The sequence below is a fragment of the Mycolicibacterium austroafricanum genome (genome assembly GCF_000612725.1).
In the GTDB taxonomy this organism is placed as follows: domain Bacteria; phylum Actinomycetota; class Actinomycetes; order Mycobacteriales; family Mycobacteriaceae; genus Mycobacterium; species Mycobacterium austroafricanum.
This window is the reverse complement of sequence record NZ_HG964461.1, coordinates 92,865-109,444: the sequence shown is the minus strand read 5'-3', so window position 1 is coordinate 109,444 and position 16,580 is coordinate 92,865. Positions and strand designations below refer to the sequence as shown.

Annotated in this window: 15 protein-coding genes and 1 tRNA gene; 12 read left to right on the top strand and 4 right to left on the bottom strand. The window is 69.0% G+C overall.

Features of this window, described 5'->3' with window-relative positions; all coding sequences use genetic code 11:
• Positions 1 to 11: 11 nt before the first annotated feature.
• The 12 genes from BN976_RS30330 to BN976_RS30275 all read left to right on the top strand — a co-directional run bounded on the left by BN976_RS30330 (position 12) and on the right by BN976_RS30275 (position 10,773).
• A complete protein-coding gene (locus BN976_RS30330) occupies positions 12 to 1,811 on the top strand; it encodes a metallophosphoesterase family protein (protein ID WP_051558665.1) in 1,800 nt (599 codons plus the stop codon).
• A 111-nt stretch (positions 1,812 to 1,922) separates the two neighbouring features.
• The gene (locus BN976_RS30325; protein WP_308212979.1) at positions 1,923 to 2,825 is read left to right on the top strand and encodes a phosphate/phosphite/phosphonate ABC transporter substrate-binding protein; all 903 of its coding nucleotides are present in this window, start codon (positions 1,923 to 1,925) and stop codon (positions 2,823 to 2,825) included.
• A 1-nt stretch (position 2,826) separates the two neighbouring features.
• A complete protein-coding gene (phnC, locus tag BN976_RS30320; protein ID WP_036377123.1) occupies positions 2,827 to 3,630 on the top strand; it encodes a phosphonate ABC transporter ATP-binding protein in 804 nt (267 codons plus the stop codon).
• Positions 3,627 to 4,460 (top strand): phosphonate ABC transporter, permease protein PhnE, encoded by an 834-nt coding sequence (gene phnE / locus BN976_RS30315; RefSeq protein ID WP_011782991.1) that lies wholly within the window; start codon positions 3,627 to 3,629, stop codon positions 4,458 to 4,460. The genes phnC and phnE overlap by 4 nt, the downstream gene beginning before the upstream one ends.
• A gap of 17 nt (positions 4,461 to 4,477) precedes the next feature.
• Positions 4,478 to 5,194 (top strand): GntR family transcriptional regulator, encoded by a 717-nt coding sequence (locus BN976_RS30310; RefSeq protein ID WP_235622184.1) that lies wholly within the window; start codon positions 4,478 to 4,480, stop codon positions 5,192 to 5,194.
• Positions 5,191 to 5,607 (top strand): phosphonate C-P lyase system protein PhnG, encoded by a 417-nt coding sequence (locus BN976_RS30305; RefSeq protein WP_011782989.1) that lies wholly within the window; start codon positions 5,191 to 5,193, stop codon positions 5,605 to 5,607. Before BN976_RS30310 ends, BN976_RS30305 begins: the two co-directional genes overlap by 4 nt.
• Positions 5,604 to 6,167 carry a phosphonate C-P lyase system protein PhnH gene (locus BN976_RS30300; protein ID WP_036377117.1) on the top strand — a complete coding sequence of 188 codons (564 nt, stop codon included), beginning with the start codon at positions 5,604 to 5,606 and terminating at the stop codon, positions 6,165 to 6,167. Before BN976_RS30305 ends, BN976_RS30300 begins: the two co-directional genes overlap by 4 nt.
• On the top strand, positions 6,167 to 7,195 hold the full coding sequence (locus BN976_RS30295; protein WP_036377114.1) for a carbon-phosphorus lyase complex subunit PhnI: 1,029 nt from the start codon (positions 6,167 to 6,169) through the stop codon (positions 7,193 to 7,195). The genes BN976_RS30300 and BN976_RS30295 overlap by 1 nt, the downstream gene beginning before the upstream one ends.
• Positions 7,192 to 8,073 carry an alpha-D-ribose 1-methylphosphonate 5-phosphate C-P-lyase PhnJ gene (locus tag BN976_RS30290; RefSeq protein WP_051558660.1) on the top strand — a complete coding sequence of 294 codons (882 nt, stop codon included), beginning with the start codon at positions 7,192 to 7,194 and terminating at the stop codon, positions 8,071 to 8,073. Before BN976_RS30295 ends, BN976_RS30290 begins: the two co-directional genes overlap by 4 nt.
• On the top strand, positions 8,070 to 8,945 hold the full coding sequence (locus BN976_RS30285) for an ATP-binding cassette domain-containing protein (RefSeq protein ID WP_011782985.1): 876 nt from the start codon (positions 8,070 to 8,072) through the stop codon (positions 8,943 to 8,945). Before BN976_RS30290 ends, BN976_RS30285 begins: the two co-directional genes overlap by 4 nt.
• Positions 8,942 to 9,601, top strand: a complete 660-nt coding sequence (locus BN976_RS30280; protein WP_011782984.1) for an ATP-binding cassette domain-containing protein — start codon at positions 8,942 to 8,944, stop codon at positions 9,599 to 9,601. Before BN976_RS30285 ends, BN976_RS30280 begins: the two co-directional genes overlap by 4 nt.
• A complete protein-coding gene (locus tag BN976_RS30275; protein WP_036377109.1) occupies positions 9,586 to 10,773 on the top strand; it encodes an alpha-D-ribose 1-methylphosphonate 5-triphosphate diphosphatase in 1,188 nt (395 codons plus the stop codon). Before BN976_RS30280 ends, BN976_RS30275 begins: the two co-directional genes overlap by 16 nt.
• Before the next feature lie 290 nt (positions 10,774 to 11,063).
• On the opposite strand, the gene BN976_RS30270 is transcribed toward BN976_RS30275, so the two are convergent.
• The 4 genes from BN976_RS30270 to BN976_RS30255 form a co-directional block, all read right to left on the bottom strand.
• Positions 11,064 to 12,617: an HNH endonuclease signature motif containing protein gene (locus tag BN976_RS30270; RefSeq protein WP_036377106.1), complete on the bottom strand. Its 1,554-nt coding sequence runs from the start codon at positions 12,615 to 12,617 to the stop codon at positions 11,064 to 11,066.
• Positions 12,618 to 12,765: 148 nt separating this feature from the next.
• Positions 12,766 to 12,845 (bottom strand) — tRNA-Ile (locus BN976_RS30265).
• Complete coding sequence (locus BN976_RS30260) at positions 12,841 to 13,743, bottom strand: cation diffusion facilitator family transporter (protein WP_036377102.1); 903 nt, start codon at positions 13,741 to 13,743, stop codon at positions 12,841 to 12,843. The genes BN976_RS30265 and BN976_RS30260 overlap by 5 nt, the downstream gene beginning before the upstream one ends.
• A complete protein-coding gene (locus tag BN976_RS30255) occupies positions 13,740 to 16,565 on the bottom strand; it encodes a cation-translocating P-type ATPase (RefSeq protein WP_036377099.1) in 2,826 nt (941 codons plus the stop codon). Before BN976_RS30255 ends, BN976_RS30260 begins: the two co-directional genes overlap by 4 nt.
• Between the last annotated feature and the right edge of the window lie 15 nt (positions 16,566 to 16,580).

The following is a 16,580-nucleotide window of genomic DNA, read 5'->3' as shown; positions in this document are numbered from 1 at the left end:
GAGTGACCGGCGTGGCGACGCTACCGCGCGCGGGGGCAGTCGGAGCGCACCCGCGTGACCACCGCCCCGCGCTGCTCACCGACCCCTTCCTCCAACGTCCCGAACCCGACTCCACCGAGGTGGCCTGGTTCACCGAATTCTGCGGCGACGCCCACCACGTCCTGATCGGCGACGGCGTCGGCGCGATGACCGACACCGAACTTGCTGCCACGGCAGCCGTAGGCGCGGCCCACGGTGTGCGGGTGGTCGCCGCCCAGACCGTCCGGCTGTCCCGGGTCGCCGAGGACCCGGACTCGCATCTGCCCGCCGACCGCAGGCCGACGAGAGGCATCGCCGCACGCGCGGTCTACCGGCACCACGCCGCGGTCGTCGTTCCTGCCGGCGATCGAGAGCCTTATCGCGTCATCAGCGTGCTCGGCGACCGGTTCGTGGTCTCCGAAACCTTCTCTGTCGGTGGACCGCTCGCACCGGGGATGCCCGCGGTGATCATGCTGACCTCCGACCACCAGCTGCTGGTGAACACGGCGGCGAACATCGAGTTCGCCGCCCGGACCATCACCGAGCAGCTCGGCAAGATCGATGCGGTGTTCATGCCCGGTGATCTGGTCAACGTCCCCGACCGCGCTTCGGAGTGGTTCGACGACGAGCGTGGATCGGCGTTCTTCGCGGTGATGCAGGGCCGCGGCGGGCGGGTGACCTCGGACGGTAAGGCCTACCGGGGCGCGCAGATCCTCCAGCACGCACCCCTCTATCCGGCCATCGGGAACCACGAGGTGCAGGGCCGCCGCGCCGGGCACACGTCGCTCGACGACTCCCTTCACAATGCGGTGCCCCGCGCCGTAGCCGAAGCGGAGTACGCCAAGGTCGCCGACAGCGTCAACCCGACCGGTGATCCGGCAGTGAAAAGCCAATGGGTCGAGGATAATTCGTTCTCGGTGACGACGTATGAGGAGATCTTCTCGCCGCCCCGCTCCGGGCCCGGCGGAAAGCGGTACTACGCCGCCACGGTGGGTGACGTCCGGCTGATCACGCTGTTCGCCACCCGGGTCTGGCGGTCCGATCGCGCCGACGCGGATCCTGCCGCCCGCACCACAGGGACCCGCTTCCAGGAATCGCGCGAGCACCTGACCGATCCGCTGGCCCAGGGGCACGGCGAGTTCATCTTCGACGACCTCGCGGTCGGCTCGCGACAGTACGAGTGGCTGCGGCGGGAACTGGAGTCGCCGGAATTCCGGGACGCGAGGTTCACCGTGGTGATGCTCCACGAAGGCCCGCACAGCCTGGGGGAGAACGTGGTTCCGGCGTTCACTCCTCCGTGCCGGGACGAGGAGCGCGACGACCACGACCGAGTTGTCGGGATCAGGTACGACTATCCGGCAGCCGAGAACCTACTGCTGCGTGACGTGCTGCCGCTGATCGAGCACACAGGCGTCGACCTGGTGTGCAACGGGCACAACCACCTGTGGAACCGGTTCACCTCACCGGCGGGCGTGCACTACCTCGAGGGATCCAACACCGGGAACAGCTTCGGCGCCTTTCCCGACGGCTCCGGTCGTCGCCGACCTGTGCCGCCCTCACCCTGGAACAGCGAAGACACGGCGGCACAGGGCAATCCGGGCGGCCTGAGCCCCACGGTGCCGACCATCGCGCCGCGGCGCGACGGCGGCGGCCGGCCGCTGCCCTACATCGCGGACAACAACACCGTCGTGTTCCAGGCGATATACACCGGCACAGGCACCGTCACCAGCTGGTACGTCGACATGGCGGACACCACAGCCGGAGCCGTCAAGTTCGACGAGTTTCGGTTGTAAGAGAGCCCGTTCTGCTGGCCGCATGACGTTGCGGCGACCGTCGTCCGGCGTTAACCCGCAGTTCTCCCCGGTTATCTAGACATGTAGACAGCAACTGCCGGAGAGCAACAGATGGGAAATCAGATGTCCGGACGCAGGATCGTCACAGGTGCTGTTGCGTTACTGTCTGCAGCGGCTGTCGCCGTCGGCTGTAGCAGCCAGCCATCCGAAGAAGAGCAAGCGGGCACCGTGCGGTTCGCCGTCACCGACCTGCAGGGGCTGGAGGAGCTGCAACGCGAATACGGGGCGTTTGAAACGGTATTCGAAGAAACCTCCGGGCTCGACGTCGAGTTCTTCGCCGTCAACGACCGCACGGCCGCGGCGGCCGCGATGCAGGCCGACCGTGTCGACGTCGTGTTCACCGGGCCGGCCGAGTACGTGGTCATCCACGAGAGGACCGGGGCCGAACCCATCGTGGCGATCGAGCGCGACGGCTACCATTCCTGCATCTACACCCGCGCCGACAGCGGCATCAGCAGCCTCGATCAGCTGCGCGGGAAGAAGATCGCAATGTCGGACGTCGGCTCGACCAGCGGGCATCTCGGCCCGTCCCAGATGCTCAAGGACGCAGGGGTGGAACCGACGACCGAGCTCGAGGTGCTGACCGTCGGTGATGCGGTGCACGAGGCACTCAAGCGTGGCGATGTCGACGCGGTCGGCATCGGATGTCACGACTACGAGGAGTTCATGGCGGCCGACGACGCCGGCCGGTACCTGCTGATCGAGGAAGGTCCCATCCTTCCGCCCGACCTGCTGGTCGGAAGGAAAGGCCTTGACCCGGAGACGGTCGCGACCATCCAGACCACGTTCGAGGAGCATTTCGACGAGTTGCTGACCGCCATGCTCGAGGGCAAGGACAACGCTAAATATGCGAACGCCAAGCTGGTCGAGGTGACCGACCAGGACTACGACAGGGTCCGGTCGATGTACCAGGCCGTCGGCGTCAACGACTTCTCCCAGTTCCTCGGTGATTGACATGGTCGTGCCCGACCAGGTGGCCGGTCCGACACCGGCGCGCACCAGCCGCGCTACGGCGATCGAGGTCGACGACCTCCGGCTGCGCTATCGCGGCGCATCGACGAATGTCCTTGCCGGGGTGAACCTTCGGGTGGAGCACGGTGAGACGGTGGCGCTTATCGGCACCAACGGGGCAGGAAAATCGACGCTGCTGCGCTGCCTGGTGCGGTTGGCGGAGCCCACCAGTGGCACGGTGACTCTGGCCGGAACCGATGTCACGGCGGCACCGCGACGCGCGCTGCGCGGGATCCGCCGTGACATCGGGTTCGTCTTCCAGCGATTCCATCTGATCCCACGGCTCACCGTGCTCCACAATGTGGTCCACGGCGCGATGGGCCGCCACGGCACCCGGTGTGCCTGGCCGCTGACCAGTCCCGCCGAGGTCCGCCGCGAAGCGATGGCGAGCTTGGATCGGGTGGGCCTGGCGAGCCTCGCCGAGCGCCGGGTGGACACGTTGTCCGGCGGTCAACAGCAGCGGGTGGCGATCGCCCGGATGCTGATGCAGCGGCCGACGATCATCCTGGCCGACGAGCCGGTCGCCAGCCTCGACCCCGCGTCCGCGACCGCGGTCATGGAACTGCTGTCCGGGATCGCCGCCGAACGACACGTCACCGTGGTCATGGCGCTGCATCAGATGGACCTGGCGATGAGCTATGCCGACCGCGTCGTCGGATTACGGGGTGGAACCGTCGACTTCGACAAGCCGGCCGCCGAATGTGATGCGGCGCAGTTGGAGCCGATCTTCGCGGACGGGGTCTCGTGAATCGGATCGGTACGTCGTCGGCGACGGGCGCTCCCGCGACTCCGCCGCGGTTCCGGCGCCCCAGCCTGCTCACACTGGTCATCGTCCTCGTCGTGGGCGGCCTGTTGGCGCACGGATGGACTCAAGGCGCTGCCGTGCGTCCCGACTCGCTGGCGGCCGGGGTGTTCCGGCTCGGCGAGTTCCTCTCCGACGCGGTCCCGCCGGACACCCACCGGCTCGGGCCGATCCTCAAGGCGCTACTGGTCACCGTCGAGATGGCGCTGCTCGGAACGATTATCGGGGTGATCCTGAGCGTGCCGCTGGCCGTCCTCGCCGCACACAACACCTCGCCGCACTGGTCGCTGTACGGCATCAGCCGCGGGATCATCACGATCAGCAGAACCATTCCCGACCTGGTCTGGGGCCTGATCTTCGTCATCGCCGTCGGTCTCGGGCCCGAGGCCGGGGTGCTGGCCATCGCCGTGGACGTGATGGGCTTCTGCGGGCGGTTCTTCGCCGAGAGCATCGAGGACATCGACCCGGGGCGCATCGAAGGGTTGCAGGCACTCGGCGCTCCGCGCTTCGGCGTGCTGGCCGGCGGCGTGCTGCCGGCGTGCATGCCGTCGTTCGTCACGACGTCGATGTTCGCGCTGGAATCCTCGGCGCGATCGTCGGTGGTCCTCGGTCTGGTCGGGGCGGGTGGCATCGGCATCGAACTGGCCACGTCGATGACGTTGCTCCGCTACGACGAAGCGGCCACGATCATTCTGGCGATCCTGGTGGTCGTCGTGGCGTTCGAGAGGGTGTCCGCGGCAATCCGTCGGCGCGTCCTGGGAAGCGCGGGTCGATGATGAACCACCATCTGGAGATGATCAACAGGTATGCCGGCCAGCCGCTGTACCGGCAACTCAGCGACGTCCTCGAGACGCGTCTGGCGCAGCGGGCCAAACCAGGCGACAAGCTGCCGAGCGAAGCCGAGCTGTCGCAGGAATTCGAGGTCAACCGGTTGACCGTGCGGCGGGCGCTCGACGAACTCAACCAGCGTGGCCTGATCGAAACCGTCCGCGGCAAGGGCTCATTCGTCGCGACGCCGCGGATGCGTTACGACATCTCGGCCGGCCGGGACGCCAGCTTCACCCGCACCATGCTCGAGCTCGGACACCGCGTCGGTATCACCGTGCTGGGGTCGGAGATCACCGAGTCATCGGAGCTGGCAGCGGAATTGCGCACCGACGGGGAACTGTTCGTGTGCACCACGCTGCGGCTCGTCGACGACGAGCCCTGGTCGGTGACGATGACGTCGATCCCCACCGCGAGATTCCCGCGGCTGGCTCAGCAGTGGGCAGGGGACACCTCGTTGTTCGACTACCTGCACGACAACCACGGCGTGCGCATGCAACGGGCATCCCGCACGTTCGCCGCCAGTCTGGCCGAACCCGCTGAAGCAGAACACCTTCGGATCAGGGTGGGTGCCGCGATCCTGGAGATGAGGGGGCTGAACATCGACGAGGACGGCATCCCGGTGGCCGCCGTGCGGCACCGGTTCCGCGGCGACCATGTGCAGTTCACGGTGGACCTCACGTGAGGCCTGAACTGCGGTTCGAGGCGCTGTGCGAGGCCGACGCCGCAGCGCTGGAACGACTGGCCGACGAGATCCTGGCCACCGCGGTGCCGGTGTCGGTCACCTCCGGGCCGGAATCGGTCAGCGCCCCGGTCCGGGTGCCCGTGCCGGGGGCCGGTGACACCACGGTGGTTCTCGGCCACGCGGCGCTCACCCGGTGCACCGTCGAGCTGGCAGGTGTTCGTGGGGACGGCGTGCGCGCCGGGTACGACCCCGCCGGAGCGGTCGCCGCGGCGATCTGCGACGCCGAGTGTGAGCGCCGCGGACCGCATGCCCTGCGGGTGGAGGAGCTCTGCCGGGCCGCGCTCGATGCGCGCGCCGATCGCGGACGTGCCCGCGCCGAACTGGTGGCGACGACGCGATTGGAGCAGTCATGAGATGGGATGCGGTGCACGACAGCAGGACCACGTTCCTGGCCTGCATGCGGGCGCTGTGTTCACCGGGAACGCCCATCGAGTTGTCCGGCACACCGCAGATCTGCGAGCACCCCGAGCTTGACCGCGGAGCTGCTGTGCTGCTCGCGCTGCTCGACCGCGGCCTGGGGCTGGGGACTCACGGCGGTGATGCCGTACACCGCGTGGCGGACATGGTGTGTGCCCTTACCGGGGCCGACTCTGCCGAGGTCGGTGCGGCCGACTGGGTGCTGGTGCACGGACCGGCCGCCACACCGATCTCGCAGGCCCGGCGCGGCACCCGCCGCACGCCGGAAACCGGTGCGACGGTGGTGATCGCCACCGCAGGCGAGGCGCGACCGCTGCTGCTGTCGGGTCCTGGTCTACCGGAGCCCACCACGGCCTTCGTCCCGCTCGACGCGCTGGCGCTGCACGCGTTGTCGGCGGCGAACGCGGACCCGCCGGCCGGGGTGGACCTGCTGATCGTCACGCCCGAGTGTCTGATCGGACTGCCGCGCAGCGTCGCGATCCAGGCGGTGCCCTGATGTACGCCAGCATGCACGAGAACGAAGCGCTGGACGCCGCCCGGGCGATCGCCCAGTCCACGCGCCGCGGAAACGACATCAGCACCGCCGTCCTCGAAGAACAGATCTGCGCCGAGGCCGGGCTGTGGGAGCCCGCCGCCGCGCGCCGCGCCCTCGATCAGGCGCACGGCGACCCGGCCCATGCCGTGTCCATCCTGCGGGTGTGGGCGGCCACCCAGCCGCACCTGCACGCGCTGACCGTGCAGCCGGAGGATGTGGTGCTGACGCGGCGACTGTCGTCGGCCTACCCGCAGATCCCCGGCGGCCAGTGGCTCGGGTTCGCGCCGGAACTGATTGCCCGCCAGCTCGATTGGACTCCCACACCCGAGGTGAGTGACAGCCCTCCGGCGGCCGCGGACCAGGATCCCCTGACGGCGGACGCCCCGGCGGCCGACGCCCCGCGGCGGGTGGAGACCCTGCGGGTGCGTGACCTCATCCAGGGTGCCCCGACGGTGACCCCTCCCGCTGACGGGGCCGGTGACGACCCCGCCCGCGCGGTGCTGGTGCCGCCGCACAGCAGACCCAACCGTCTGGCCCTGCTCACCCGCGGAGAGACCGGCGCCCTGGTGGCGCTCGCCGCGATGATCCTGGGGCGACGGCAGGAGGCGGTGCTGGTCGAGCTGAGCGTGGCGGTGGCCTCCGTGCGAATCCACCACCCGCGCAGCGGTATTCCGGTCGCCGTCGTCGAACTGCCGATCACCGAGGTCGAAGTCGTCCTGGACGCCGAAGTGGAGGGACGCCCAGGGCTCGCGCTGGGCTGGGGCGCGACGCTGGGCACCGTCGAGCGGCGGGCGATCGCCCTGGCACTCCTGGATGCGGCGATCCTGGCCGACGGTGACCTGGCCGAACCGCTGACGCTCGACGAGCAGACCATCATCGCGGCCACCGACGGCCCGGCCACCAACGGTTTCGTCGAGCATCTCCGCCTGCCGCACTACGCAGGATTCACGGCCTATCTCTCGCAAGCCGCCAGCAAGGAGCAACGATGACGCCGGAACCGCCCACGACGGTGGCCGCGCTGGCCGCCGCACACGGACGGCGCGAGGCCTATGCCTACCTCGACGAGGACACCAAACGCAATGTGCGCCGGGCGATCCTGAAAGCCCTCGCCATTCCGGGATGGCAGGTGCCTTTCGCCTCCCGGGAGATGCCGGTCGCGCGCGGATGGGGCAGCGGCGGCCTGCAGGTGACCCTGTCGCTGGTCGGACCCGCCGACACCGTCAAGGTGATCGACCAGGGCGACGACATGTCGGTCAACGCGGCCGGCATGCGCAAACTCATCAGCACATCGGCCCGGTGCGAGTCCACCACCAGCACAGCGGCCGCCACCATCATCCAGAGCCGCCACCGCATACCGGAGATCGATCTGCGCCCCGACCAACTCCTCGTGCTGCAGGTCCCTCACCCCGAACCACTGCGGCGCGTCGTGCCCGACGACATCGCGGCACTGGCCGCCCACGCCGAACGCGACTACACCGCGGCCTGGCTGGATCTCTACGACGCCCAGGCCCGCCTCGGCGGTCCGCGCACCGGGGCAGACCATCCCGTGCTGGTCGCCGGCGCGCGCCTGATGAGCCCCAGCCCCATCCCGCGCTACGACGTCCTGCGACTCGACCGGCGCCCGCACCCCATCCTGCTCGGCGCGGGACGGCGAGCCCGGCTCACCGCGCTGCCGCCCTACACCACGGTGCAGCCGTTGGCATTCGACGACATCGCCCTGGATCCGGAAGACGCGGAAGCTCCGTGCTGGCTGTGCGGCAGCACCACCTCCTACCGGGTGCCCACCGACGGTCCCTCGGCGACTCAGGTGTGGTGCTGCAGCGACGCCGACGCGTGTCACAGTCGCCGTGAGGAGATCGCGCCGTGACCGCCGACGCTCTCACCGACCGCACCGCCGGCCCCGGCCTGCACCCACCGCCGCCGGTGGTGTCCGTGACCGGGGTGTCCCATCGCTTCGGTCCCGGCTGCGACCGGTGCGTCGAGCTCACCGGGGAAGCGGCAGGCACCAACCGCTGCCGCGACTGCGGAACGGTGGTCGCCGTGCACCAGGCGTCGTTCGAGGTCGGCCCGCACGAGGTGCTCGGCGTGGTCGGCGAATCCGGATCCGGCAAGACGACGCTGCTGCGTTGCCTGCATCTCGACCTGGTGCCCGACTCCGGCTCCATGGTCGTCGACGGACACGGCGACCTGTTCCGGCACACCGGCCAGACGTCCGAACTCAAGCGGTCGACGGTGGTGATGGTGCATCAGAACGCACTGGCGGCCGGGCTCTACCCACGCTTGGGTGCCGCCTCCAATGTCGCCGAACGACTGCTGGGCGGAGGGGCACGCCGCTTCGCCGACATCAACGCCAGAGCCGGCGAACTCCTCGGCGAACTGGGGTTGCGACCGGAACGACACAACGACGCGCTGATGACCTTCTCCGGCGGGATGCAGCAGCGAGTACAGCTCGCCCGCGCACTCGTCGATCCGCCCCAACTGCTGCTGCTCGACGAGCCGACCACCGGGCTCGACCCGTCGGTGCAGGCCGACCTGCTCGAAGTCGTTGCCCGCGTGGCGGAATCGCTGGGATCGGCGACCGTCGTGGTGTCCCACGACCTGGCCGCGGTACGGATCTTGGCGTCCCGTGTCGTGGTGCTGCATCACGGCCGCATCGTCGAGCAGGGGATCACCGAGCAGGTGCTCGAGGATCCTCAGCATCCCTACACCCAACTCCTGGTGTCTTCGAGGCTGACATGACTCCCACCATCGCCACCACCCGGCTCTCGAAGCGGTTCGCCAACGGGGTCGACGTGCTCGACGGCGCACAGGTCACGGCAACCGGCGGACAGCTCACGCTGATCCACGGCAGAGCCGGCTCCGGGCGCACCACCCTGGCGCGATGCCTCACCGGGGTGTACCGACCCGATGCGGGCGCGGTGACGCTGCGACTCGGTGGCCGCGGAGACGTCGACCTCACCACGGCGGACCCGCGGACAGTGGCGTGGCTGCGGGCCCACCACGTGGCGGCCTTCGACGGTCCACTGGCGGCCGCGCCGATACTGACCGCCCAGGCCGCGGTCGCGCGCGCGGCGGGTTGCACGCAGGCCGGCGCCCTCGCCGGACTGACCCGGCTCGGTGTCGCCGACGCCGCACGCACGCCGCTGGGACGTCTGCGCGCCGCGCAACGACACGCGGTCGCGCTGGCCGCCACGCTGCTGGCCGAACGCCCCTTCATCGTGCTCGACGGCCCCGATGAGTACGCCCCGCTTCAGGCACTCACCACCTGGCTGGCCGAGGCGGTCGCGGCCGGTGCGGCGGTGATCGTCACCGTCGCAGCGCACAGTCCACTCGAATCGATCGCAACCGCGGTCGGCGAACTGCGAAAAGGAGAAATCGCATGGCACACAGTGTGATCGAGGGCGTCACCGTCATACCGGGCGGCGGACGCGACGCGATCCGCGACGCCGTCGTCGCCCTCGACGATCAGGGTCGTGTCGAGGGCATCGTCCCGGACGCGGCTGCCGCCGGGGACCTCTTCCTCGTCCCCGGCGCCGTCGACCTGCACCTGGACAACCTGCTGCAGCGTCGCCGTCCCCGTGCCACCGTGTCCCTCGACCACGCCGGGGTCATCTCGGTGCTCGACGCAGAGTGTGCGGCCGCCGGGATCTCCACCGTGTGCATCGCCGCACGCTGCGAGGACTCGCCACGCAAGGGTATCGCGATCGGCGATGCCGCCGTGCTGGCCGGTGTGCTCGAAGAGTTGGCGCCAATGCTGTGCTGCGACTGGCGAATCCACGCCCGGGTCGAGCTCACCGACGAAGGCGCCGTCGATGCGCTGCACGCCGTGCTGGCGGTGTCGTCGCGGGTGGCGTTGATCTCCATGATGGAGACCTCGATTCAGCGAAGCAGGTTCTCGTCGCTGGCCGAGACGCAGGCCTTTTACGCCCAGGACTGGGGAGTGTCGGAGGCCGAGGTCGAAGAGATCTTCACGGTCGACGCCCAGCAGCTCAGCAGGATCGTCGATCGCCGAAAGTCCGTCGCTGCACTGGCATTGAGCCGCGGCATCGTCCTCGCCACCCACGACGACCGGACCGAGGAGCATATCGAGGAGGCGTTCGAATACGGAGCCCGGGTCGCGGAGTTCCCGCTGTCGATGGCGGCCGCGCAACGCGCCCACGCATTGGGGATGACGGTGGTGCTCGGCGCCCCGAACGCCCTGCGCGGCCGGTCGACCTCCTCGGGCAACGTGCTGGCTTCGGACGCCGTCGCCGCCGGAGTGTGCGACGTGCTGTGCTCGGACTACCTGCCGTCGGCGATGCACTCCGCACCGCACGTGCTGGCGGGTGAGCACAACGTCCCGCTGACCCATGCGATCGATCTGGTGTCGACCAACCCGGCCACCGCCCTCGGGTTGGCGTCGGTGGCCATCGAGGTCGGTCGGCCGCTGACCGCGTCGCTGCGGCGCGTGCGGCAGTTCGCGGCCGGAACCTCGGAGAAGGGGGCACATGTGGGTGTGGCACTGTGGCGCGACGGGCAGCTGGTGTTCAGCCGGAACGCCTCAGGGGCACCCGCGCTGGCGCACTAGGTGATGTCCATTTCCTGTTGCGCGTTGGCTTAGCTACACAGGGGCTGACGGTCGCAGGGCACACGGGCGTCGGCCCCACGAGCAGGCCTTGACGGCGAGACAACACGACTGCGACTCCGTCGTCACCTCCGGGCGACTGGCCAGAGCGACCCAGTTCTTCGACGCTGCTGAACATCTGGAAGACAACGTGCCCAGCGCATGGGGTGACTTGGACGTCAACGCAGGCATCACCCCCGCTCAAAACGCCAGGTCCACCGATTCCACCCGACAAACGGCGCCATCGGCGGCAGTCAGGCCGCCTGATCTCCTGGTGGTGCGGGTCCGCCGGGTTCACCGGGGTCGTCGGTGGGTTGTGGGACGTCCGATTCGGCGTCGCCGCGGGGATCCGCCTGATCGGTCTCAGCTGATGCCGCCTCGGCGGCAATCGTGTTGTCGCCCGGTGGTTCTGGGACGCCCGGTGGTTCTGGGTCGTCTGGTGGGCGCAGGAGTCGTTCGGGTCGGTGGTAGTTGTTGATTCGGGCTTGGCCGGTGTCCAGTGGCGGTGGTGGGGTCCATTCGACTTCGCAGTGGTCGTTCATCTGGGTGGTCCAGCCACCGTGGTCATTGACATCGCGGTTGTCGGGCCCGCACGCGAGGCCGAGTTCGTCGACGTTGGTGTTACCACCCTTGGCGAAGTCGGCCTCCACATGATGACCCTGACAACCGTAAGCCCCCACAGTGCAGCCCGGTTTGGTGCACCCACCGTCGCGGGCGATCAGCATGATCCGCTGCGCCGCCGACGCGACCCGCTTGGTGCGGAACAGATCCAACGCTGATCCGGTGGCCCGGTCGAACACGGCCAGGTAGTGGTTCGCGTGCCCGGCCATCCGGATCACCTCGGCGATCGGAACCACGGTGCCGCCACCGGTGACACCGACCCCGGCGCGCGATTCCAGGTCTTGGAGGGTGGTGCGGATGATCACCGACACCGGCAACCCGTTGAGCTGCCCCAACTGTCCGCTCATCAGTGCGATACGCCCGCCGGCGAGGAGCGCGTCGTGTTGGCGCTGGGCCAGGCTGCGCTGATCGTGGTGGATCTGGGCCTGTGACGGCGTGCCTGAGGTACACGGCTCAGGATCGTCGGGATTACACATCCCGGGGGCGGCGAACTTGGCGAAGATCGGCTCCCACACCGCCCAGGCTTCCGGGGTCAGCGTCGCCGACACGTCGACCATGCCGTCCTCGCGCTGTTTGTGTTTGGTGACCGCGCGCTTGCGGGCGCGTTCGCGCTCGTCGGGTTCGGGTCCGTCCTGATCGAGCAGGAACAAGGTCCGGTCCGCGGAGTCTTTGAGTTCTTTGGGGCCGTTGCCGACGGCGGTGCGGACCAGGTCGACCTCGATGCGCTCCCGCGTCGCGGTGTCCACGAAGCCGGGCAACTTGGCCATGGCTTTGCGGATCACCTCGACATGCTCGGCGTTGATCAGCCCGTGGGCTTGGGCGGCCGCAGTCGCGGGCAGCACCGGCGGCAACGCTTCTCCGGTCATGGCTTGGCGTGGCGCCAACACCGCGGCCTCGGTGAGCCGGCGATGCGCCTCGCTGGTCGAGATCCGCCAACGGACTGCCAGGACCTCTTTCCAGGATTTGGCACCCATCTGGGGCGGGGTCGTCTCGGCCTGCAACCGCGCCAACAACCGGTAACTCAACGCGGGCAGTCGACACCCCACAGTTTCGAGCTCATCAAGAGCCGCCACCAACTCCGTACGGGTGCACAGGTCGGCCTCGCAGGCGGCCACCTCGTCCACCGTGGCCCGCAACGCGGTGACCGCGGCGTGCAGGGCATCCCTCGACATGACTCGAACATACATTCGACAACCGACAAGAATTGCCCGCTGGCGCTCGTCATGTCTCAGGACATGGGTGCTGCTGCTCGCGGTGTCCCTGGGGTACCAGGTATCCACGTTCTGCGGCGGCGCACTCGAACTTCCACCGCGAAACGTGGATAGCTGTGACAGATGGTGATTGCGGGGCGGCGGGGCTCGAACCCGCCACCACCGGATTATCAGTCCGGGGCTCTAGCCGAGCCTGCCGCTATCGGGCCGATGTGCCCGCAGGCTCCACGTGGATGAATGTCTCGGTGTGTGGCAGCGCGGCGTCGATGTCATCCTCGAGCCGGTCGGCCAGGTCGTGTGCCGCCTGCACGGTCCATTCCCCGGGGACGGTGACGACCACGAAAACCAGGCGCTGCCGGCCGGATTCGACCGTGCGCAGCGGTGCGAACTCGATCGGGTACTCACTGCGGTACCGGTCGAGGACGGCGTTCACCGCGGCGTGATCCTGCTCGGGAAGGGCGGCGCTGAGCAGACTGCTCATCGATCCGCGCAACAACCGGTACCCGGTCCAGAGAATGTTGACCCCGACCGCCAGCGCCACGATGGGATCGAGTGGATACCAATCCGTCAGTGCGACAAGGGAGATGCCGACGATCACGCCGGCAGAAGTCCACACGTCGGTCATCAGGTGCTTGCCGTCGGCGACGAGGGTGACCGAGCGGTGCCGTCGGCCCATCCGCAGTAGTGTGACCCCGACGACGAGGTTGACCCCTGCCGCGGCGGTGGACAGGGCCAGACCGACGCCGGGCTGGACGAGCGGAGCGGGGCTCATCAGGCGTTCGACCGCGCTCCAGATGATCGCCGTGGCGGCCACGAAGATCATCGCTCCCTCGACAAGGGCCGAGAGGTACTCCGCCTTGCCGTGACCGAAGTGGTGGTCGGCGTCGCGCGGGCGGGCCGCCACCCGCAGCGCCCACAGCGCCACCACGGCCGCGACCAGATTGACCCCGGATTCCAGGGCGTCGGAGAGGAACCCGACCGAACCGGTGATCACGGCGGCGCCGGCTTTCAGCGCCATGGTCACGATCGCCGCGGCCAGGCTCAACAGCATGAACCGTGACAGCAGACGATGCTCCTGCTGCCTGGACAATGGAGTCGTCATGACCGGCTCGTCCGATCTGTCGGGGCGCTTCCACGCCGGAGCGCCCGCAGCGCCAGCTTGCGGAGCTCATCGAACCACAGCACCGTCGAGGCCATCGCGACCGCCACCGCCCAATGCGCCAGGTCCATCGACACCGTGCCGAAAGCGGTTTGTAACAGCGGTAATTGGACCACCGCGATCTGCAGCGCCACACCCAGGCCCACGGACGCCCACAGCCAGCCGTTGCTGAACAGGTGGCGGAATGCGCTGGTGGTCTCCGACCGGGAGTTGAAGGCGTTGAAGAACTGGGCGAACACCAGCGTGGTGAACCCGGCGGTGCGCGCCACGTCCAGCGAGTCCGATCCCTCGACCAGACCGCCCGGCAGGAAGATGTCCATCGTCAACAGCGTGGCGAAACCCATGACCAGGCCGATGAACACGATGCCCCGCCACATTTCGCGATCGATGAGTCGATCGGTCGGCCGCCGAGGAGGCCGGGACATCACGTCGTCGATCTCAGGGTCCACGCCCATCGCGAGGGCGGGACCGGAGTCGGTGACGAGATTGATCCACAGGATCTGGGTGGCCAGCAGTGGCACGACGATGGCCTCCCCCGATGTGGTGGTGATCCCGATGAAGCCGGCGAACACCACGCCGAAGAACACGGTGAAGACCTCGCCCATGTTCGACGACAGCAGGTAGCGCAGGAACTTCTTGATGTTGTCGAAGATGGCCCGGCCCTGGCGGACCGCCGCGACGATGGTGGCGAAGTTGTCGTCGGCGAGGATCATCTTCGCGGCTTCCTTGGTCACCTGTGTCCCGGTGATCCCCATCGCCACACCGATGTCGGCGGACTTCAGCGCGGGGGCGTCGTTGACGCCGTCGCCGGTCATCGCCACTACCTCGCCGCGGGCCTGGAGCGCGTCGACGATCTGGAGTTTGTTGCGCGGGGCGACGCGGGCGTAGACGGACGTCGTGGCGGTCACGTCTTGAAGCTGGCCGGGGGAGAGGGTGTCGAGTTCGGCCCCGGTGACCGCCGGGGCCCCGCGCCCGACGATGCCGAGGTCCTCGGCGATGCGCGCCGCGGTGGTGGGGTGATCGCCGGTGATCATCATGACCCGCACCCCCGCCCGGCGGGCCTCGGCGACGGCCTGGGCCACCTCGGGGCGGGGTGGGTCGATGATCCCGGCGACGCCCACGTAGACGAGGTTCTGTTCGTCAGCCACGTCGAGCGGGCCGCAGGTGTCCGGGTCGTCGACCCAGCGGTAGGCGACGCCGAGGGTGCGGAACGCCTGCGCGGACAGCTCTTCGACGTCGGCGGACGCGGCCGCCCGCCGAACGGGATCGAGCGGAACCACCTCGTCGCCGACCTGCACCGCGACGCAGCGCGACAGCAGCACGTCGGGAGCACCCTTGACCACCACCGCGGTGCCCGCGTCGCCGCCGGAGACCAACGTGGACATCATCTTTCGCTCGGACGTGAACGGGATCTCGCCCCGCCGCTCGAACTGCCGGGCACGGTCGACGGTGCCCGCGAGCTTGTGGGCGGCCACCAGGAACGCCGCCTCGGTCGGGTCGCCCTGAATCTGCCACTCCCCGTCGCGCGATGTCAGCTGTGCGTTGTTGGCCAGGCAACCGCCGGCGAGCACCATCCCCGCCTCACGCGTCAGCGCCGGATCGGACAGCTCCCGACCTCCGGCCAGCACGGTGCCCTCGGGGCGGTACCCGGCGCCGGTCAGCTCGACCTCGCCCGAGGCGGTGCGGATGCACTGGATCGTCATCTCGTTCTTGGTCAGTGTGCCGGTCTTGTCCGACGCGATGACGGTGGCCGAACCCAGGGTCTCCACCGAGTGCAGCTTCTTGACCACAGCGTTGCGCCGGGCCAGCTGCTGCACCCCGATGGCCAGGACGACGGACAAGATGGCGGGCAGCCCCTCGGGGACCGCCGCGACCGCGAGCGACACGCCCAGCAGCAAGACGGTGACCAGATGACCGAATGTGGAGATCTCGTTGACCAGCGCCGTGACGATCATGACCACCACGGCAATGACGATGACCGTGAGGCCCAGCAGCCTGCTGACGGCCGCGATCTCCTTCTGCAGGGGGCTGGGGTCCTCCCTGGTGGCCTCCAGCATCTCGGCGATCGAACCGACCTCGGTGTCCATCCCGGTGGCGGTGACAACCGCGCGGCCCACTCCCTGGACCACCGAGGTGCCGCGGAACACCATGTCCTTGCGGTCGCCGAGCGGAAGGTGGTCCGGCAACGTGGCGGCGGTCTTCGTCACCGGCTCGCTCTCGCCGGTCAGTGACGCCTCGGACAGGCGCAGCGCGGCCGCCGTCAGCAGCCGGGCATCGGCACCGACGGCGTCGCCCTCGTTCAGCACCAGGATGTCGCCGCACACCAGTTCGCGCGACGGCACCGTACGCAGTTGACCCTCCCGCAGCACCGTCGAGGTCGCAGCGGTCATCGACTGCAGCGCTTTGACAGCCGCTTCGGCCCTACTCTCCTGGACGAACCCGAGGGCGCCGTTGAGCGCGACGATCGCGGAGATGACCAGTGCGTCGATCGGTGCGCCGGTCGCCCCCTCGGCCAGCCAGGCCGCCGTGGAGATCGCGACCGCGACGAGCAACAGGTAGATCAGCGGATCCTGGAATTGACGAACGACCTTCCGCCACATCGGCACCGGCGCCTTGGCCCGCAATTCGTTGGGGCCGTCGCGCTGTAGGCGACGTTCCGCCTCCGCGGACAAGAGGCCCGTCGCAGGATCGACCGCCAGATGGCGGGCGACCTCGGCGCCGTCCCGTGTCGACGGATCGCGCGCCGCGTCAACAGTCACTTCCACCCGACCGATGATGCT